This window comes from Streptomyces sp. CB01635, assembly GCF_002803065.1.
GTDB lineage: Bacteria > Actinomycetota > Actinomycetes > Streptomycetales > Streptomycetaceae > Streptomyces.
In genome coordinates this window covers 1-17,535 of sequence record NZ_NNBL01000041.1, presented here as the reverse complement: position 1 = coordinate 17,535, position 17,535 = coordinate 1, and the positions used below count along the sequence as shown (strand labels likewise).

The following is a 17,535-nucleotide window of genomic DNA, read 5'->3' as shown; positions in this document are numbered from 1 at the left end:
GCGGACCCCTGCTGTCCGCAGGGGCTGGCAGACTCGGGCCCATGCTGGAGACCTCGGCCCGACTCCTGCGGCTGCTGTCGCTGCTGCAGGCCCACCGCGAGTGGTCGGGCGCCGACCTCGCGGACCGGCTCGGTGTCACGCCGCGCACCGTCCGCCGCGACGTCGACCGGCTGCGCGGGCTCGGCTACCCCGTCGACGCGAGCCCCGGCACGGGCGGCGGCTACCGGATGGGCGCCGGGGCCGAGCTGCCGCCGCTGCTCCTCGACGACGACGAGGCCGTCGCGGTCGCCGTCGGCCTGCGCACCTCGGCCGGCCAGGGCATCGAGGGCATCGGCGAGGCGTCCGTAGGGGCCCTGTCGAAGCTCGAACAGGTCCTCCCCAGCCGGCTGCGCCGCCGCGTCTCCGCCCTCAACGCGTTCACCGTGCCGATGCTCCGCGGCCCGGGCCCCTCCGACGTAGACCCGTCCGTCCTCACCGAACTCGCCACCGCCTGCCGGGACTCGGAGCGGCTGCGCTTCGCCTACGAGGACCACGGCGGCGCCGTCACGCGCCGCACCGTCGAGCCGCACCGTCTGGTGTGCAGCGAGCGCCGCTGGTACCTGGTCGCCTGGGACGCCGACCGCGAGGACTGGCGCACGTTCCGCGTCGACCGGATCACGCCGAAGCCGCCGCACGGACCGCGCTTCGCCCCGCGCACGCCACCGGCCGACGACCTTGCCGCGTATGTCTCGAAGGGCGTCTCGCAGGGCCCGTACGCCACCGGCGCGACGATCCGGCTCCTGGTGCCCCTGGAGGAGGCGAGGCAGCGGATCAGCCCGTCGGCGGGCACGCTCGAGGCCGACGGCGACGACAGCTGTGTGCTGCGCACCGGGGCGGCGAGCCTCGATGTGATGGTGATCCACGTGGTCCTGACGGGCTTCGAGTTCGAGGTGCTCGAACCCGACGGGCTCACGGACGCGATCAGGACCGCTCGGGACCGTCTGTCCCGGGCACTGGAACGGGGCGGCTCAGCGGACGGGCCGACGCGAACGCCGGATGGTGCAGGTCGAAGGCCGGGGACTCGGAGCGGATCCGGGGCAGCGTGAGGAAGTTGTGCCGCGGCGCCGGACACGGTGTCGCCCACTCCAGCGAACGCCCGTAGCCCCACGGGTCGTCCACGTCGACCTTCTCGCCGTACCTGGCCGTCTTCCAGACGTTGTAGAGGAACGGCAGCGTGGAGAAGCCGAGCAGTAACGAGCCGATGGTCGACAGGGTGTTGAGCGCCGTGAACCCGTCGACCGCCAGATAGTCCGCGTACCGCCGCGGCATGCCCTCGGCGCCGAGCCAGTGCTGCACCAGGAACGTGGTGTGGAACCCGACGAACAGTGTCCAGAACTGGATCTTCCCGAGCCGCTCGTCGAGCATCTTCCCGGTGAACTTCGGCCACCAGAAGTAGAAGCCGCCGAACGTCGCGAAGACGACCGTGCCGAACACGACGTAGTGGAAGTGCGCGACCACGAAGTACGAGTCCGTCACGTGGAAGTCCAGCGGCGGCACGGCGAGGATGACGCCGGTCAGGCCGCCGAACAGGAACGTCACCAGGAAGCCGACGGACCACAGCATCGGGGTCTCGAAGGACAGGGACCCCTTGATCATCGTCCCGATCCAGTTGAAGAACTTCACGCCCGTGGGCACCGCGATCAGGAACGTCATGAACGAGAAGAACGGCAGCAGCACCCCGCCCGTCACGAACATGTGGTGCGCCCACACGACGATCGACAGCCCGGTGATGGCCATCGTGGCGCCGACCAGCATCGAGTAGCCCCAGATCGGCTTGCGGCTGAAGACCGGGAGGATCTCGGAGACGATGCCGAAGAACGGCAGCGCGATGATGTAGACCTCCGGATGGCCGAAGAACCAGAAGAGGTGCTGCCACAGCAGCGCACCCCCGAACTGGGCCTCGAAGACCACGGCCCCGAAGCGCCGGTCCGCCTCCAGGACGAGCAGCGCCGCGGCGAGCACCGGGAAGGCCATCAGCACGAGGATCGACGTGAACAGCGTGTTCCACGTGAAGATCGGCATCCGGAACATCGTCATGCCGGGCGCCCGCATCCCGATGATGGTCGTCAGGAAGTTCACCGCGCCGAGGATCGTGCCGAAGCCCGCGAGCGCCAGACCCATGATCCACATGTCGGCGCCGATGCCCGGTGAGCGCGTCAGGCTGTTGAGCGGGGCGTACGCGAACCAGCCGAAGTCCGCGGCCCCGCCGGGCACCATCAGCGAGCCGATCACGATCAGCCCGCCGAACAGGAACAGCCAGTACGAGAACATGTTGAGCCGGGGGAACGCCACGTCGGGGGCGCCGATCTGCAGCGGCATGATCTCGTTGGCGAAGCCCGCGAAGGTCGGGGTCGCGAAGAGCAGCAGCATGATCGTGCCGTGCATCGTGAAGAGCTGGTTGTACTGCTCGTTGGACAGCATCTGAAGCCCGGGTCGCGCGAGCTCCGCCCGCATCAGGAGCGCCATGACGCCGCCGGCGAGGAAGAACGCGAACGACGTGATCAGGTAGAGGTGGCCGATCTTCTTGTGGTCCGTGGTGGTCAGCCACTCCACGACGATCCGGCCCGGCGTCTTCGTCCGCGCCGCTCCTGGTGCCGGCTGCACGGGCTGCACGTCCGTCGTACCCATCGCTTGCCCCCTCGCTTCTCGCGCCCCGGGCCTGCCTCGAGCACACGCCATGATGCTCGCTTCCCCATCGACTCCGACAGGGGGCGTACGGGAGCTCTGTGTCGCGTTCATGCAATTCCGATGGGGCGTCAACTGGTGAAGAGCGCCCGGGAATCAGAATTGGGCGGGGCCCGGACGCTGTCGTGGCGCTATTTCCGGGCACGTTATCCGGGCGCTTTCGGCGAAGTCGCGGAATTATGCCGTGGCGCGCGCAGAACAAGTGCAGAAGGAGCATTGAATCGCTCGTACGTGTGACGGAGTTCGAGTGAAACGCGTGTCGTGGACCTGTGACAGAAGCGTGACCGGAGGGGGACCCGTGACGGCGTGCGGCCCGCCCTGGTGTCAGGCAGCCCGGCCGCCTAACGTGGCGGTCATGGCACCCATTCCGACCCCTCCCGCAGACCCCCAGGACACTCTCGACACGTACGTCGGCCTCGATGCGCCGGGCGCCGAGGCGCGGGCCCGTGAGCGCGGCTGGTCCACGGTCAGGTCGCTGCCCCCGGGCGCGATCATCACCATGGAGTACCGCGCGGGACGGCTGAACTTCGAGGTGTCCGACGGCACCGTGACCCGCTGCTGGAAGGGCTGACGGGACAACGCGAAGGCCCCCGGTTCCGTGTGGGAACCGGGGGCCTTCGGCGTTGCGGGGATCAGGCTGTGCGTACCGGCCCCGCGGCCTGCGGCGCTCTCGCGCTTACGCCGGTCAGCCGCCGGCGACCGGGCGGGCGGCCGACGAGGTGCCGCGCGGCACCCGGTCCGCGTGCGGCGGCCTGCGGCTGCCGGCCGGGGTGACCGGGGTGCGCTCGGAGCGCGCGGTGTGCGGACCCGGGGCGAGCAGCCCGGGGGGCCGCACCGCCCGCGCGGTGCCGACCGGTTCGCGTACCGGCGGCTCCTCCGAGGCGGGCGGGGCGGCGCGCTGCGGAACCAGCGTGGGCGTGGCGGCGGCCGGGGCGGGCGCCGGGAGCGCGCCGGAACGGCGGCTGCGCCACAGCTCGCGCAGCGAGAAGATCCAGGCCTCGACCTGCGTGATCAGCGGCTCGACCCAGGGCAGCGCGAGCAGGATGAGCAGACCCGCGGCCCAGCCGAGGAAGACATCGCTCAGCCAGTGCGTACCGAGGTACACGGTGGTCAGGCCGACGCTCAGCGAGATCACGGCGGAGGCGGCCGACAGCCAGCGCCTGGCGCGCGGCGTCGAGGCCAGATAGGCGAGGATTCCCCAGGTCACGACGGCGTTGGCGGTGTGGCCCGAAGGAAATATATCGCCGCCCTGCCACATCTCGTTCGAGCCGATCGTGGTCGCGTAGTGCGGGCCGAGGCGGCCCATGCCGAGCTTGGCGGCGCCCACGGTGATGTTCAGGAGCAGCAGCGCGGCACCGAACATGAGCAGCGGCCGCAGCGTGTGCTGACGCCAGGAGCGCCAGCCGAGCCAGGCCATGACCATGACCGCGGTCGGCCCACGCTGGCCGAGCACGACCCAGTAGTCCAGGAACGCGTGGATCTCGGGCCACTGCTGGTAGGGCCGGAAGAACATGACCTGCCAGTCGAACGTGACGAGCCAGGACGTGATCAGCACGGCCACCACGATGGCGAGGTAGAAGGACAGGGTGGCTCCGAAGAGCACGACCCTGTGCCGGCTCATCCTGGGCACATCCAGGTTGACCGGTCGTTCCGGCTCACGGTCGAGGCGGGCGAAGAGCCGCTCCAGACGGGTGAGGTTTCGTTCGGTACGCACCCAATCGACGCTACAGCGAGTGAGTGCCGAACCCGGCCGAATCACTCGGTTTGTGATGACGATGTGATGTGGGATTGCTCTCAGCGGGGCCTTTATTCCTGCGGATATCACTATCCGACCGGAGCGTTGCCTTCAATTACATTGATCATTTCGTGCATTCGTTTTTCGGCGCGCCCGAATTCGTTCACCGACGGCTTCCCTGGAATTTCCCGCCCGATCACCCGGCGCGATCGGACGGGCCTCCTCGGGCCCGCCGGGTCGATCAAGGAGGCCCCGACCCGTTCAGCCAGAAGGCCCCGTACACCGCCGACGCCACGGCCACGCCCCCGAGCACCGCCGCCGATCTGCTCGTGCGCAGCCGGGCGAGCGCCACCGCGACCGGGAACAGAAGCGGGAACGCGGGCAGCAGCAGCCGCGGCTTCGAGCCGAAGTAACCCGACGCGCACAGCGCGAGCGCGACGACGATCCCGCAGTAGACGAGCAGGACGAGCGGCTGACCTCGCCGTACGCACAGCACGTAGAGCCAGATCACGAGCGCGACCCCGACGATCAGGCCGAGCCCCGCGAGCGCCGAGGGGAACGACGTGAACTTGTCGCCGACGAAGCGCGCGAAGGCGAGACCGCCGTCGAAGCCGTTGCCCCACTGACCCTGGACGTCGAGATAGCCGAAGAGGCCGCCCCCCGTGCGATGCCCCACCCACAAGACGTACGCGGCGGCGCCCAGGGGGGCGAGCAGCACGCCGACGGCCATGCGCCAGGAGACTCTCTTCTCACGCACGACCTGGACCACGGCCGTCGCCCAGAGCGCGGCGACCACCGCCGCACCCACCGGCCGGGTCAGACCCGCGAGCGAGGCGAGCAGCCCCGCGCTCACCCACCGTCCGGTAAGCACCGCGTACAGCGACCAGGCCGCGAGCGCCGTGAACAGTGACTCGCTGTACGCCATCGACTGCACGATCCCGACCGGGAGCACCGCCCACAGCACGACCGCGCAGACGCCGGCCCGCCGCCCGTACAGGAGCTCGGCCACGAGGAAGATCCCCCAGGCCGCGCAGAGCGACGCGAACCAGCTCACCACCAGGCCCGCGTCCGCGTACGACAAAGGGCTCACCGCCGACACCAGCCGCTCCAGCCATGGCAGCAGTGGGAAGAACGCGAGGTTCGAGTGCACCGTGCCGTCCGGCAGGCGCACCTCCCAGCCGTAGCCGAAATCGGCGACGCGGGTGTACCAGAGCGAGTCCCAGCGGGCGGTCAGCAGCGTGTGCGGGCTCTTCCCCTTGGCCGCGCTCCACACGGCGAGCAGGATCAGGCCCAGGGCGCGCACCCCGGCATAGGCAAGGAGCGCCGGCGCCGCGCGGCGCAGCGCACCGGCCGCCCGGGCCGGCGCGCTCCGCGGTTCTTGCAGGTCGACTTCGGTCACGGCGTCGATTATCGGCGCCGGGCGCAACCGGACCGCACGCCCGGTGCGTGGTCCGGGAGCAGAGCGTGGCGTACGCCACACTCCGCGGCTGAGCGCATGAGAGGTCCGCCACGTGCCACCGCAATGGACTCGCGTACTCTGGCGGCTCACTCGCCAATCGTTGCGTGGGCACGGGAGTCCGCTCCTTCCGGCCGCAACCGCGGGGAAGTCCCCACCCCGCGGATCCGCCGAGCGCGAGGGACCACTGGGAGGTACGCATATGACCGGGACGATCACGGCCACCGCGCCCTCTCGCCTGCGGACCGCAGGGCCAGGCGCCAATCGCTGGGTCGTCCTCGTCGTCCTGTGCACCAGCCTGCTGCTCGTCGCCCTCGACGCGACCGTGCTGCACGTCGCCGTCCCCGCCGTCACCCAGGACCTGCGCCCCTCGGCCGTCCAGCTGCTCTGGATCGTCGACGCCTATCCGCTGATCTGCGCGGCGCTCCTGATCCTCTTCGGCACGCTCGGCGACCGTGTCGGCCGCAGACGCGTACTGCTCCTCGGATACGGCCTCTTCGGCGTGGCCTCCGCACTCGCCGTGTTCGCCTCGACACCGCACATCCTGATCCTGGCCCGCGCGCTGCTCGGCGTCGGCGGCGCGATGATCATGCCCGCGACCCTGTCGATCCTGCGCGCGGTCTTCCCCGACCGGCGCGAGAGAGCCGTCGCGATCGGCGTCTGGTCCGCGGTCGCCGCGATAGGCGCCGCCACCGGACCGGTCCTCGGCGGCTTCATGGTCGAGCACTTCTGGTGGGGCTCGGTCTTCCTGATCAACATCCCGCTGATGGCCATCATGCTGCCCCTCGGCCGTCTCATACTTCCCGAGTCCAAGGGCCGCTCCGACGGGCCCTGGGACGTGGTCGGCGCCTTCATGGCGGCCGTCGGAATGCTCGGTGTCGTCTACGGCGTGAAGAGGCTCGGCGTCGACCGCGACCTGCTCGACCCGTCCGCCGTCGGCCCCCTCCTCGTCGGCGCGGCCGTGCTGATCGTGTTCGTGCGGCGGCAGAAGCGCCGCGAGCACCCGCTCATCGATATGAAGATGTTCGCGAGGCCCGCCTTCTCCACCGCGGTCGGCTGCATCGTCCTCGCCATGCTCGCCCTGGTCGGCCTGGAGCTCATCGCCGTCCAGTACCTCCAGCTGGTACTCGGCCTGAGCCCCCTGGAGACAGGCGTACGGCTGCTGCCACTCACCTTCGCGGCGATGGCTGCGGGCGTCCTCGGCTCGGCCCAGCTGCGCCGCTTCGGACCGCGCCGCATGGTCTCGGCCGGCTTCGTCCTCACCGCGGCCGCGGTGCTCATGCTCACGCCGATGGGACAGCACGACCGGCCGTCGCTGCTCACCTTCGGCTTCGTCCTTCTCGGCTTCGGCCTGCAGACCACCCTCTTCGGTGCCTACGAGTCGATGCTCAGCGAGGCCTCGGCGGAGGACGCGGGCGGCGCCGCGGCGATCGGGGAGACCTCCTACCAGCTCGGCGCGGGCATGGGCATCGCCCTGCTCGGCTCGGTGATGAACGCCGCGTACGCACCCGGAATCGCCCGGGTCACCGGAGTGCCCGGATCCGCGAGCGCCCACGCGGGCAACTCGCTCGGCGAGGCGTACCAGGTCGCGACGCGGCTCGGCGGCACGGCCGGTGAGGCGCTGCGCAGCGCCGCCCGGGTCGCCTTCGTCCACGGGCTGCACGTGACGCTGTTCGTCAGCGCCGGGCTCCTGCTGCTCGGGGCGGTGGCCGCGCTGCGGCTGCCCAAGCGGATGGAGTGCGAAGCCGCTGCCCCGCAGGACGCTGAGGGCACGGCGAAGATCGGGCCCCAGCGCGGTCCCGAGCGGGTCGGCGTGGAGTCCACTGTCGCGTGACGGCTGCCGCGGGCGGTGACCCGGCCGAGGGGCCGGGCCCTACCCACCCGTGACGCTCAGCTCTGGTTGAAGAAACCGTCCGTCGGACGGCTCTCCGCCTCGCCGTTGACCACCTGCGTGTCGGCAGGGCTCAGCAGGAACACCCGGTTCGCCACCCGCTCGATGGAACCTCGCAGCCCGAACGTGAGCCCGGCCGCGAAGTCGACGACGCGCTTGGCGTCCCCGGGCTCCATGGCCGTGAGGTTGATGATGACCGGGACACCCTCCCGGAACATCTCGCCGATGCCACGGGCGTCCCGGAATCCGTCCGGGGTGACCGTGCCGATCCGGCGGCCCTGCTCCTCGGCGGCGTCGGCCGCCACCTTCACGCGCGGGTCCGTGACCCAGGCGGCGCCGGTCTGGGGCTCGGCCCCCTCGGCCCTGTCGTCGTCGTAGCCGTCGTAGTAACGCTCGTCATCGTTGTCGTCGACGAGGCCAAGCCAGGCACTCGCCTTGCGCACCGATCCCATGGACGCCTCCTCTCACAGCGGTTCCTCCGCGTTTCGCATCCCTATGGTCGTCCATGATGCGGATGGTGCGCCAAGTGGATAGTCGCCGCGCGGGGTTTTCGTGACGCTACTGGTGCAGAGTCAACACGGCGCTGTCCCTTGAATCCCAAGGGTCGTATCCCGTACGGCTGCTGACAGTGAGTGAAATATGATTCTTCGCGGCGTACGGGTGACGACCGGTGCGTTACGGTGAACGACACCCTCGATACGATGCTGCAGCTTACGTCTTCAGGACCCTCGGGGGAGTCGTCTTGTTCGGAATAGTCCGGCCCTGCAGTCATCGTCTCGGCGAGGGGCTCAAGGCGCAATGGATGGCTCATCTGTGCGGACTCTGCCTGGCGCTTCGCGGTGACCACGGGCAGTTCGCGAGGATTGTCACGAACTACGACGGTTTGCTGATCTCGGTTCTGACGGAGGCTCAGGCCGAACATGCCGCCGGGGGACGGCGCACGGCGGGACCCTGCCCACTGCGCGGGATGCGCACCGCCTCCGTCGCGCAGGGCGAGGGCGCCCGGCTCGCCGCCGCCGTCTCACTGGTCCTCGCCTCGGCGAAGGTCCGCGACCACGTCGCCGACGGCGACGGCCTCCTGGCCCGCAGGCCGGTGGCCGCGGCGGCCCGCCGGGTGGCCACGAAGTGGGGAAAGGCCGGATCCCGTACGGGTTCTGACGTGGGGTTCGATACGGCCGTCCTCGTCGACGCCGTGGAGCGCCAGATAGGGATCGAGTCGCTCGCCGGCCTCGGAACCCCGGTGCTCACGGTCACCGAGCCGACCGAGACGGCGACCGCCGCCGCCTTCGCGCACACCGCCGTCCTCGCGGGACGCCCCGGCAACGCGGCGCCGCTCGCCGAGGCAGGCCGGCTCTTCGGGCGGCTCGCACACCTCCTGGACGCCGTGGAGGACAAAGAAGCTGACGCTGCGTCGGATGCCTGGAACCCGCTCACGGCGACGGGCACGGACCTCACCGAGGCGCGCCGCCTCGCCGACGACGCGCTGCGCGGCATCCGTCTCGCCCTGCGCGAGGCCGAATTCGTCGATGGCACGCTCGCGCATCTGCTGCTCGTCCACGAACTGCGCCGCTCGGTCGACCGCGCCTTCGGCACGTCGGGCTGCGCGCACGGCGCCGACGCGTCCCATGGCGCTGATCCCTCTCACGGAGCCGGCCCCTCACACGGCGCGCACGCACCGACGGCGTCCAGCCCGCAGCAGGGCCCGGGTGCGCCCGGCCCCTGGGTGCCCACCGGATCGGGCCCGTATGTGCCACCCGGGTCCTCTGGGCCGTACGGCTCGCAGAATCCGTACGGCGGCGGGCGGGGCGGTCCCGGTGGTCCGGGCGGGCCCGGTGGCTTCGGTGGGGGGCCGTCCTTTCAGCCGCCGAAGCCCGGCAAGCGCGGGTTCTTCGCCGGGTGCGCCGCGGCGATCGGGCTCTGCTGCACCTGCAAGGTGTGCTGTGCCGACGAGTTCGAGGGGCCCTGGTCCCGGAAGAAGCGCGACGGCTGGTGCAGCGACTGCTGCTCGACCGACTGCAGCTGCTGCGAAGCGTGCTCCATCTGCGAATGCTGTGAGTGCTGCTCCTGCTGCGACTGTTGAAGCCCGCGGGCTCCGGGTCCGGGTCCCGGCGTCAGTCCTTGATCTCGGGCGGTGAGATCTGTGACTTCTCGATCGCGGACTCGCTCGTGCCCCACTTCTTCAGGATCTTGTCGTACGTCCCGTCGGCGATCAGCTTGTTCACCGCCGCCCGGAACGCAGGCGCCAGCTTCGTGCCCTTCTTGAAGGCGAAGCCGACGTCGAGGCGGTGGTACTCGTTGAGGAACCTCAGCCCCTCCTGGTGGGCGACGGCGTACCGCAGCCCGTTGATGGTGCTCATCACCACGTCGGACCTGCCCTGCTGGAGGGACGACCAGATCGCGCTCTGGTCCGCGTACGTCTTCACGCTGTACGCCTTCTTCCCGGCGTCCGTGCAGAGGTGCTTGTTCTCCTCCAGGGTCGCCTCGAAGGTGGTGCCCGCGCCGGTCGCCACGTTCAGGCCGCACAGCTGCCTGAGGTCCGTGACCTTCTTCAGGTCGCTGTCCTCGCGCACGGCGAAGCCCTGGCCGTCATTGATGTACGTGACGAAGTCGATCGTCCTGCGCCGCTCGTCCGTGACGCCGAAGTTGCCTGTGCCCAGGTCGTACTTGCCGCTGCCGAGCGCGGGAAGGATCGCCTCGAAACCGGCGGCCTCCCGCTTCAGCTTCAGCCCGAGGACCTTGGCGACGGCGTCGGCGAAGTCGATGTCCTGGCCGGCGGCGGTCCTGCCGTCCTCCAGGTAGAAGGCGCCGGGCGGGGTGCCGCCGATGGAGGCGCCGACGGTCAGCCTGCCGCTCGACCGGACGTCGGCGGGCAGCAGCTTCGCCGCCGCCTCGTCCTTCTTGACGGCCTTCACCACGTCGGTCGTGGGGATCTTGTCGCTCTTGCCCGCGGGTGCGGCGGCGCCGGCGGAGGTTCCGGGGTCGCCGGAGCCGCAGCCGGTCAACGCCAGGGTGGCCGCGGTGATCAGCGCGAACGCGGCCGGAATTCGCTGACGGGACATCAAAATCGTACGCATGACGTGGAGTTCTGCCCTTCGAAGACAACAAGCGCGCAGGGGTGACGAGAGAAGGAGGGGAGGGGTACGCGAGGACGCGTGGGTGTGTGAAGGCGCGGACGAGTGCGCGCACTTGGGCGCACCGGGAAACGCAGAAAACGCAGAAACGCTCAGAACGCGGCGAGCGTCAGGAAGCGTGGAGAAGAGAGAAGAACAGACGCGCAGCGGGCGTCAGAAGGGCATCAACAGGACGCCGACCACACTCGACCGAAGTCGATGTGGGAGCGCGTGACCAGCCACTGCTGCGGATGCATGGGCCAAGTGGAACAGGCATCCGTTTCCGCGTCAACTCACTTGAGACGTACAGCTCACACTCTGGACAGCCTTGACAGCGAGCGGAGCGAGCCCCGTACCCTCGGTGAGGGACCGCTGCTGAGGGGCTCGGTCCGCATGTTCCGTGTGAAGGCAAGACCGTGCTGGATTCCAGTGCCCACGGAGCCTTCGCATGTCCTCGAACACACTCGCAAAGTCCGCGCCTCCGGCGGCCGGACCGCCCGCCGGCGCCGGTGAGGCACAGCCCCGCATCGTCCGCCGGCCCCGCGCCGGCCAGTGGCTCGCCGCCGCCGTCGTCCTCGTACTCCTCGCGCTCGCCGTCAACTCGGTGATCCGCAACGACGCCTTCCAATGGGGCGTCGTCGCCGACTACTTCACATCGGCGTCCGTCCTGCGCGGACTCGGACTCACCCTCTGGCTGACCGCCCTCGTCATGGCGCTCGGCTTCGCCCTCGGCACCCTGCTCGCCGTCATGCGCCTGTCCGCCAACCCCGTGCTGCGCACGGTCAGTTGGGGCTACGTCTGGCTGTTCAGGTCGATGCCGATCCTGGTGCAGCTGCTGTTCTGGTTCAACATCGGCGCGCTGTACCCGCACATCCTCGGCATCAGGACCGTCGACCTGTTCGGGCCCGTCACCGTCGCCATCATCGGGCTCACGCTGCACGAGGCCGCGTACGCCGCGGAGGTCGTGCGCGGCGGGATCCTCTCCGTCGACCGCGGGCAGATCGAGGCCGCGCAGGCGCTCGGGCTGAGCCGGCTGCGGCGCTGGCGGCGGATCGTCCTGCCGCAGGCCATGCGCTCCATCGTGCCGCCGGCCGGGAACATGCTGATCGGCACCCTCAAGGGCACCTCCATCGTCAGCGTCATCGCCGTCCAGGACCTGCTCTACTCGGTGCAGCTCGTCTACCACCGCACCTACCAGGTCATCCCGATGCTCCTGGTCGCCACCGTCTGGTACGTCGTGGTCACCTCGCTCCTCAGCGCCGGTCAGTTCTACGTCGAGCGGCACTACGCGCGCGGTTCGGAGCGCACCCGATGAGGCCCTCACTGGTGATCGTGGGAGCCGGTCCGCGGGGGACCGGCATCCTGGAGCGGATCGCCGCGAACGCACCCGACCACGCCGGCCTCGAACTCGACATCCACCTCGTCGACCCGTTCCCGCCGGGCGGCGGACGGGTCTGGCGGCAGGCGCAGTCCCCGCTGCTCTGGATGAACTCGCAGTCCCAGGACGTCACGATGTTCACCGACGACACGGTCGAGCTCGACGGTCCGGTACTCCCCGGGCCCGCCCTGCACGAGTGGGCGGACCTCGACGGCCGCGCCTTCGCCGACCGGCAGCTCCAGGGCGCCTATCTGCGCTGGGTGTACGAGCAGTCCGTGGCCGCGCTCCCGCCGGGCGTCACCGTCCGCCACCACCCGCGCCGCGCCCTGCGTGTCAGCGGACCCCGCGAGGGCCGCCAGCAGGTGTGGCTCGAGGGGCGCGCCCGCCCCCTCCTCGCCGACACCGTCATCCTCGCCCAGGGCCATCTGGACGCCGAACTCGACGAAGAGCAGCGGGAGTTGAGGACGTACGCTCACGAGCACGGGCTCGTCCATCTGCCGCCCGACTTCACCGCGGACAGCGATCTGTCCGCGCTCGCTCCCGGCGAGGACGTCCTCGTCCGCGGCTTCGGCCTGGCCTTCGTCGACCTGATGGTGCTCCTGACCGAGGGCCGCGGCGGACGGTACGAAGGGGACACGTACATCGCCTCGGGGCGTGAGCCCGTCCTGCACGTCGGCTCCCGGCGCGGCATCCCGTACCACTCCAAGATCGGCTACGACTGGACCGGCGAGCGCCCGCCGCTGCCCCGCTTCCTCGGCCCCGCCGAGATCGACGAACTCCTCGCCCGCCCCGACGGCTACGACTTCCGGCGCGACGTGTGGCCCCTCATCGACAAGGAGCTGGGCTTCGCCCACTACCACCGCCTGTTCACCGCCCACCCCGAGCGCACCCGCGTCGCCTGGGCCGACTTCGAGGAGAAGTACGCGGCAGCCGAACCGCTGAGCGCCGGACTCCAGGCCCTCGTGGCCTCCGCCGTGCCCGACCCGGCGGACCGCCTCGACCTCACGGCCCTCGACCGCCCGCTGGACGGCGTACGCCACACCTCGTACGAGGAACTCCAGGACGGGCTGCGCGGCTACATCACCGCGGACCTCGAACGCCGCCACGACCCCGCGCACAGCCCCGACCTCGCCGTGTTCCTCGGTCTGCTCTCCGTGTACGGGCAGGTCGTGCGGCTGGGTGACATCGGGTCCTGGTGGCACGGCTTCTTCAGCTATCTCGCCTCCGGGCCGCCGGGGCCGCGACTTCGGCAGCTGCTCGCGCTCTCCCGGGCAGGCGTCGTGAAGTTCATCGGCGCGGACATGCGGGTCACCGCGGAGGACGGCGTCTTCCGCGCGACGAGTGCCACCGTCCCCGGCTCCGTCGTCGAGGCCCGCGCCCTCGTCGAGGCCCGTCTGCCGCACCCCACCCTCGCCCGCACCCGCGACCAGCTCCTGCGCGAGCTGTACGAGGACGGGGCGCGGGCGACCCCGGCCGGGCTCCTCGCGGTCGACCCCGAGGACGGGCGCGTCCTGCACCGCGACGGCACGGCGCACCCGCGCCGCTTCGCGCTCGGCCCGCACACGAACGCGCGCGGCGCCGGAGCGTTCACGCGGCCGCGTACGAACAGCCCCTCGTTCCGGCAGAACGACGCCACCGCACGCGCGGTCCTGGCGTTCCTGCGCGACCTCTCCTGTCGCGCCGCAGCCTGAGCCCCGGCCCCGTACCTTTCCGTCCTCTTGAGGAACCCCCATGTCCCTGACCAGTGATCCACCCATCGACAGAACGACATCAGCCACGACAGCCGGCGGCGCCGTCGACTACGGCGCGCTGAAGGTGGTGCCCGTCCGCCACCCCTGGCGCTGGGCCGCCATCGTCGCGACCGCCGTGCTGCTCGCCCAGTTCGCGCACGGATTCATCACCAACACCGGCTGGGAATGGGGGGTGTTCACCGACTACTTCACCGCCGACGTGATCCTCAAGGCGGTGTGGACCACTCTTCAGCTGACGTTCTACGGAACGGCCCTCGGGTTCGCGCTCGGCATCGTCCTGGCCTTCATGCGCCTGTCGGCCAGCCGGTTCCTCCAGGCCGTCGCCTTCGGCTACATCTGGGCGTTCCGCTCCATCCCGCTGATCGTGCAACTGCTCTTCTGGTTCAACCTGGCCTATCTGTACAAGGAGTTGCAGTTCGGGATCCCCTTCGGGCCCGGCTTCCTCTCCTTCGACACGATGGGCCTGGTCGGCGCGATGAGCGCGGCCGTCCTCGGGCTCGCGCTGCACCAGGCCGCGTACGCCGCGGAGATCGTGCGCGGTGGCGTACTGGCCGTCGACGGCGGCCAGTTGGAGGCCGCGGCCGCGCTCGGCATCCCCCGGCTGCGGCAGATCCGCCGCATCGTCCTGCCGCAGGCCATGCGCTCGATCCTGCCCAACGCGGCCAACGAGGTGATCTCCCTCTTCAAGGGCACCTCGATCGTCTCCGTCATGGCGATCGGCGAGCTCTTCTATCAGGTCCAGGTCATCTACGGCCGCAACGGGCGCGTCGTGCCGCTCCTGATGGTCGCCACCGTCTGGTACGTGCTCCTGACCAGCGCGCTCTCCGTCCTCCAGCACTACGTAGAACGACACTTCTCGAAGGGAACCACCCGATGAGCGACGCGGGCGCCGACCGGACCATGGTCGACATCAAGGCCGTCCACAAGAGCTTCGGCACGCTGGAAGTGCTGCGCGGGATCGACCTGGAGGTGCGGACCGGCGAGGTCACCGTCGTCCTGGGCCCGTCGGGCTCGGGCAAGTCCACGCTGCTGCGCACCATCAACCACCTGGAGAAGGTCGACAGCGGCTGGATCAGCGTCGACGGCTCCCTTGTCGGCTACCGCCGTTCCGGAGACAAGCTGTACGAGCTGCGCGAGCGCGAGGTGCTCAAGCAGCGCACCCAGATCGGCTTCGTCTTCCAGAACTTCAACCTGTTCCCGCACCTCACGGTCCTGGAGAACATCGCCGAGGCCCCGGTCTCCGCCCTCAAGCGCCCCCGCAAGGACGCGCTCGACAGCGCGCGCAGGCTGCTCGACCGCGTCGGGCTCGCCGACAAGGCCGACGCCTACCCGAAGCAGCTCTCCGGCGGGCAGCAGCAGCGCGTCGCCATCGCCCGCGCGCTGGCCCTCGAACCGAAGCTGCTGCTCTTCGACGAGCCGACGTCGGCGCTCGACCCGGAGCTCGTCGGCGAGGTCCTCGACGTCATCAAGGACCTGGCGCTCCAGGGCACCACGATGATCGTCGTCACGCACGAGATCGGCTTCGCCCGCGAGGTCGCCGACACCGTCGTCTTCATGGACGAGGGCCGCATCGTCGAACAGGGCGCCCCCGGAGACGTACTGGACGCACCACGCCATGACCGCACGAAGGCGTTCCTCTCCAAGGTCCTCTGACCCTCACTCCCTGTTTCCGTGCCGCCTTTCAACTCACCTTTCATCAAAAGGAGTTCACGCATGCTGTCCCGCCGCACCCTCGCCCTGTCCGTCGCCGCGCTCGTGGCCGCGCCCCTGCTCACCGCCTGCGGAGGTGACAGCGATGCCGCGACCGGCACCGGCAAGGGTGGCTCAGAGAAGGTGGGCGGCATCAACATCGGGCCCGACCAGCACCGCATCCGCGCCGAGAAGGTCGACGCGATCGCGGCCGAGCTGCCGGCCGCGGTGCGCAAGCGCGGCACGCTCAGGCTCGGCGGCAGCGCCGACGCCTCGCCGCCACTCGGCTTCTACGCCACCGACGACAAGACCCGCATCGGCTCCGAGATCGACATCGCGACCCTCGTCGCCGACACGCTCGGCCTGAAGATCGAGTTCTCCCCGGTGTCCTGGGAGAACCTCTTCGTCGGCCTCGACAGCGGCAAGTTCGACGCCGTCTTCTCGAACGTCACCGTCACGGAGGAGCGCAAGGAGAAGTACGACTTCGCGACCTACCGGCTCGACAACATCGCGTTCGAGGCCAAGAAGGGCACGAGCTGGCGGGTCAAGGAGCCCAAGGACGTGGCCGGGAAGACCATCGCCGTCTCCTCTGGCACCAACCAGGAGAAGATCCTCGTCGACTGGAGCAGGCAGGACGAGAAGGCGGGCCTGAAGCCGGTCACCATCAAGTACTTCCAGAAGGACACCGACTACTACCTGGCTCTCCAGTCGGGCCGCATCGACGCCTACCTCGGCCCGAGCCCCAGCGCCGCCTACCACGTGGAGTCCGCGGGCCAGTCGCAGATCATCGGCACGCTCTCCGGCGCCGGGGACAAGATCCAGGGCAAGATCGCCGCCACGACGAAGAAGGACAGCGGACTCGTCGACGCGTACGCCGCCGCCCTCGACCACGTGATCAAGGACGGGTCGTACGGGCGCGTCCTGAAGCGCTGGGGCCTGTCGACCGAGGCGGTCGAGAAGTCGGAGATCAACCCGCCCGGCCTGCCCAAGCCGTAGCCCGCCCGCAACTCCCGTATTCCCCTTCCTCGTCCAAGGACCTGCTCATGACTACGTCAACCGGGCGCGGCCTGCTGCATCTCGCGGCGGCCGTCGACCAGCCCGAGCCCGACAACTATGCCGCCGACCCGTACGTCACGCTCACGCGCCTCGCGGAACGCGGCGCCCTGGACTTCGTCACCCTCGGGGACTCCTTCCGCCGGCCCGGGCCCGACGCGCTCGCCGTGCTGTCCCGGGTCGCCCCGGCCACCGCCCGCATCGGCCTCGTCCCCACCGTCACCACCACACACACCGAGCCCTTCCATGTGCAGGCTGCCGTCGCCACCCTCGACTGGGTGAGCCGGGGCCGCGCCGGCTGGCGGCCCGAGGTGTCCGCCACCGAGGCGGAGGCCCGCCTCTTCGGCCGCAGGGCCGCAGCGCCCGCCGCGGAACTGTGGGGCGAGGCCGGTGAAGTCGCCGACGTGGCAACGCGGTTGTGGGACAGCTGGGAGGACGACGCGGAGATCCGCGACGTGGCGACCGGACGTTTCATCGACCGGGAGAAGCTGCACCACGTCGACTTCCGGGGCAGCACCTTCTCCGTGCGCGGCCCGTCCATCGTGCCGCGTCCGCCGCAGGGCCACCCCGTCACGGTCGTCGACACCGCGGAGCGGCACGCGTACGACGTCGCCGCGCGCCACGCCGACGTCGCCCTGGTGAACGCGACGGGCCCGGCGCGGGCCGCCGCCGTCCGCGCCGGGCTGCGCCGCCGCGCCGCCGAGTACGGACGCGATCCTGACGGGCTGCGCGTCCTGGCCGCGCTGTG

Annotated in this window: 14 protein-coding genes and 1 pseudogene; 10 read left to right on the top strand and 5 right to left on the bottom strand. The window is 70.3% G+C overall.

The window, feature by feature from the left end; genetic code table 11:
- Positions 1-41: 41 nt before the first annotated feature.
- Positions 42-1,085 carry a helix-turn-helix transcriptional regulator gene (locus tag CG723_RS42960; protein WP_324907507.1) on the top strand — a complete coding sequence of 348 codons (1,044 nt, stop codon included), beginning with the start codon at positions 42-44 and terminating at the stop codon, positions 1,083-1,085.
- Here CG723_RS42960 and ctaD read toward each other — a convergent pair.
- Positions 994-2,667: pseudogene (gene ctaD, locus CG723_RS42955) on the bottom strand (aa3-type cytochrome oxidase subunit I); the annotation flags it as partial. The gene CG723_RS42960 and the pseudogene ctaD sit on opposite strands and share 92 nt — an antisense overlap.
- Positions 2,668-3,079: 412 nt before the next feature.
- On the opposite strand from ctaD, the gene CG723_RS42950 reads away from it, so the two are divergent.
- Positions 3,080-3,295 (top strand): I78 family peptidase inhibitor, encoded by a 216-nt coding sequence (locus tag CG723_RS42950; protein ID WP_100598994.1) that lies wholly within the window; start codon positions 3,080-3,082, stop codon positions 3,293-3,295.
- 114 nt (positions 3,296-3,409) lie between these two features.
- Here the strand turns inward: CG723_RS42950 and CG723_RS42945 are convergent, their stop codons facing one another.
- Positions 3,410-4,438, bottom strand: a complete 1,029-nt coding sequence (locus tag CG723_RS42945) for a phosphatase PAP2 family protein (protein WP_100598993.1) — start codon at positions 4,436-4,438, stop codon at positions 3,410-3,412.
- A gap of 262 nt (positions 4,439-4,700) precedes the next feature.
- Positions 4,701-5,858 carry a hypothetical protein gene (locus tag CG723_RS42940; protein ID WP_100598992.1) on the bottom strand — a complete coding sequence of 386 codons (1,158 nt, stop codon included), beginning with the start codon at positions 5,856-5,858 and terminating at the stop codon, positions 4,701-4,703.
- Between the two features lie 259 nt (positions 5,859-6,117).
- Between CG723_RS42940 and CG723_RS42935 the strand changes: the two genes are divergently transcribed.
- The gene (locus CG723_RS42935; RefSeq protein ID WP_100598991.1) at positions 6,118-7,749 is read left to right on the top strand and encodes an MFS transporter; all 1,632 of its coding nucleotides are present in this window, start codon (positions 6,118-6,120) and stop codon (positions 7,747-7,749) included.
- Positions 7,750-7,805: 56 nt separating this feature from the next.
- On the opposite strand, the gene CG723_RS42930 is transcribed toward CG723_RS42935, so the two are convergent.
- Positions 7,806-8,258, bottom strand: coding sequence for a cell division protein SepF (locus tag CG723_RS42930; RefSeq protein ID WP_100598990.1), 453 nt, complete (start codon positions 8,256-8,258; stop codon positions 7,806-7,808).
- 290 nt (positions 8,259-8,548) lie between these two features.
- Here CG723_RS42930 and CG723_RS42925 point away from each other — a divergent pair, with 290 nt between their 5' ends.
- Positions 8,549-9,886 carry a DUF5685 family protein gene (locus tag CG723_RS42925; RefSeq protein ID WP_100598989.1) on the top strand — a complete coding sequence of 446 codons (1,338 nt, stop codon included), beginning with the start codon at positions 8,549-8,551 and terminating at the stop codon, positions 9,884-9,886.
- 31 nt (positions 9,887-9,917) lie between these two features.
- Here CG723_RS42925 and CG723_RS42920 read toward each other — a convergent pair whose 3' ends face one another.
- Complete coding sequence (locus tag CG723_RS42920; protein WP_100598988.1) at positions 9,918-10,865, bottom strand: ABC transporter substrate-binding protein; 948 nt, start codon at positions 10,863-10,865, stop codon at positions 9,918-9,920.
- 499 nt (positions 10,866-11,364) lie between these two features.
- On the opposite strand from CG723_RS42920, the gene CG723_RS42915 reads away from it, so the two are divergent.
- The 6 genes from CG723_RS42915 to CG723_RS42890 all read left to right on the top strand — a co-directional run.
- Positions 11,365-12,231, top strand: coding sequence for an amino acid ABC transporter permease (locus CG723_RS42915; RefSeq protein ID WP_100598987.1), 867 nt, complete (start codon positions 11,365-11,367; stop codon positions 12,229-12,231).
- The gene (locus CG723_RS42910; protein WP_100598986.1) at positions 12,228-13,985 is read left to right on the top strand and encodes an FAD/NAD(P)-binding protein; all 1,758 of its coding nucleotides are present in this window, start codon (positions 12,228-12,230) and stop codon (positions 13,983-13,985) included. Before CG723_RS42915 ends, CG723_RS42910 begins: the two co-directional genes overlap by 4 nt.
- A 40-nt stretch (positions 13,986-14,025) precedes the next feature.
- Positions 14,026-14,922, top strand: a complete 897-nt coding sequence (locus CG723_RS42905) for an amino acid ABC transporter permease (RefSeq protein ID WP_100598985.1) — start codon at positions 14,026-14,028, stop codon at positions 14,920-14,922.
- Positions 14,919-15,698: an amino acid ABC transporter ATP-binding protein gene (locus CG723_RS42900; protein ID WP_324907496.1), complete on the top strand. Its 780-nt coding sequence runs from the start codon at positions 14,919-14,921 to the stop codon at positions 15,696-15,698. Before CG723_RS42905 ends, CG723_RS42900 begins: the two co-directional genes overlap by 4 nt.
- A 60-nt stretch (positions 15,699-15,758) precedes the next feature.
- Positions 15,759-16,730 (top strand): ABC transporter substrate-binding protein, encoded by a 972-nt coding sequence (locus tag CG723_RS42895; protein WP_100598984.1) that lies wholly within the window; start codon positions 15,759-15,761, stop codon positions 16,728-16,730.
- 47 nt (positions 16,731-16,777) lie between these two features.
- Positions 16,778-17,535: LLM class flavin-dependent oxidoreductase (locus tag CG723_RS42890; protein WP_100598983.1), on the top strand; the 758-nt coding region annotated here is incomplete at its 3' end.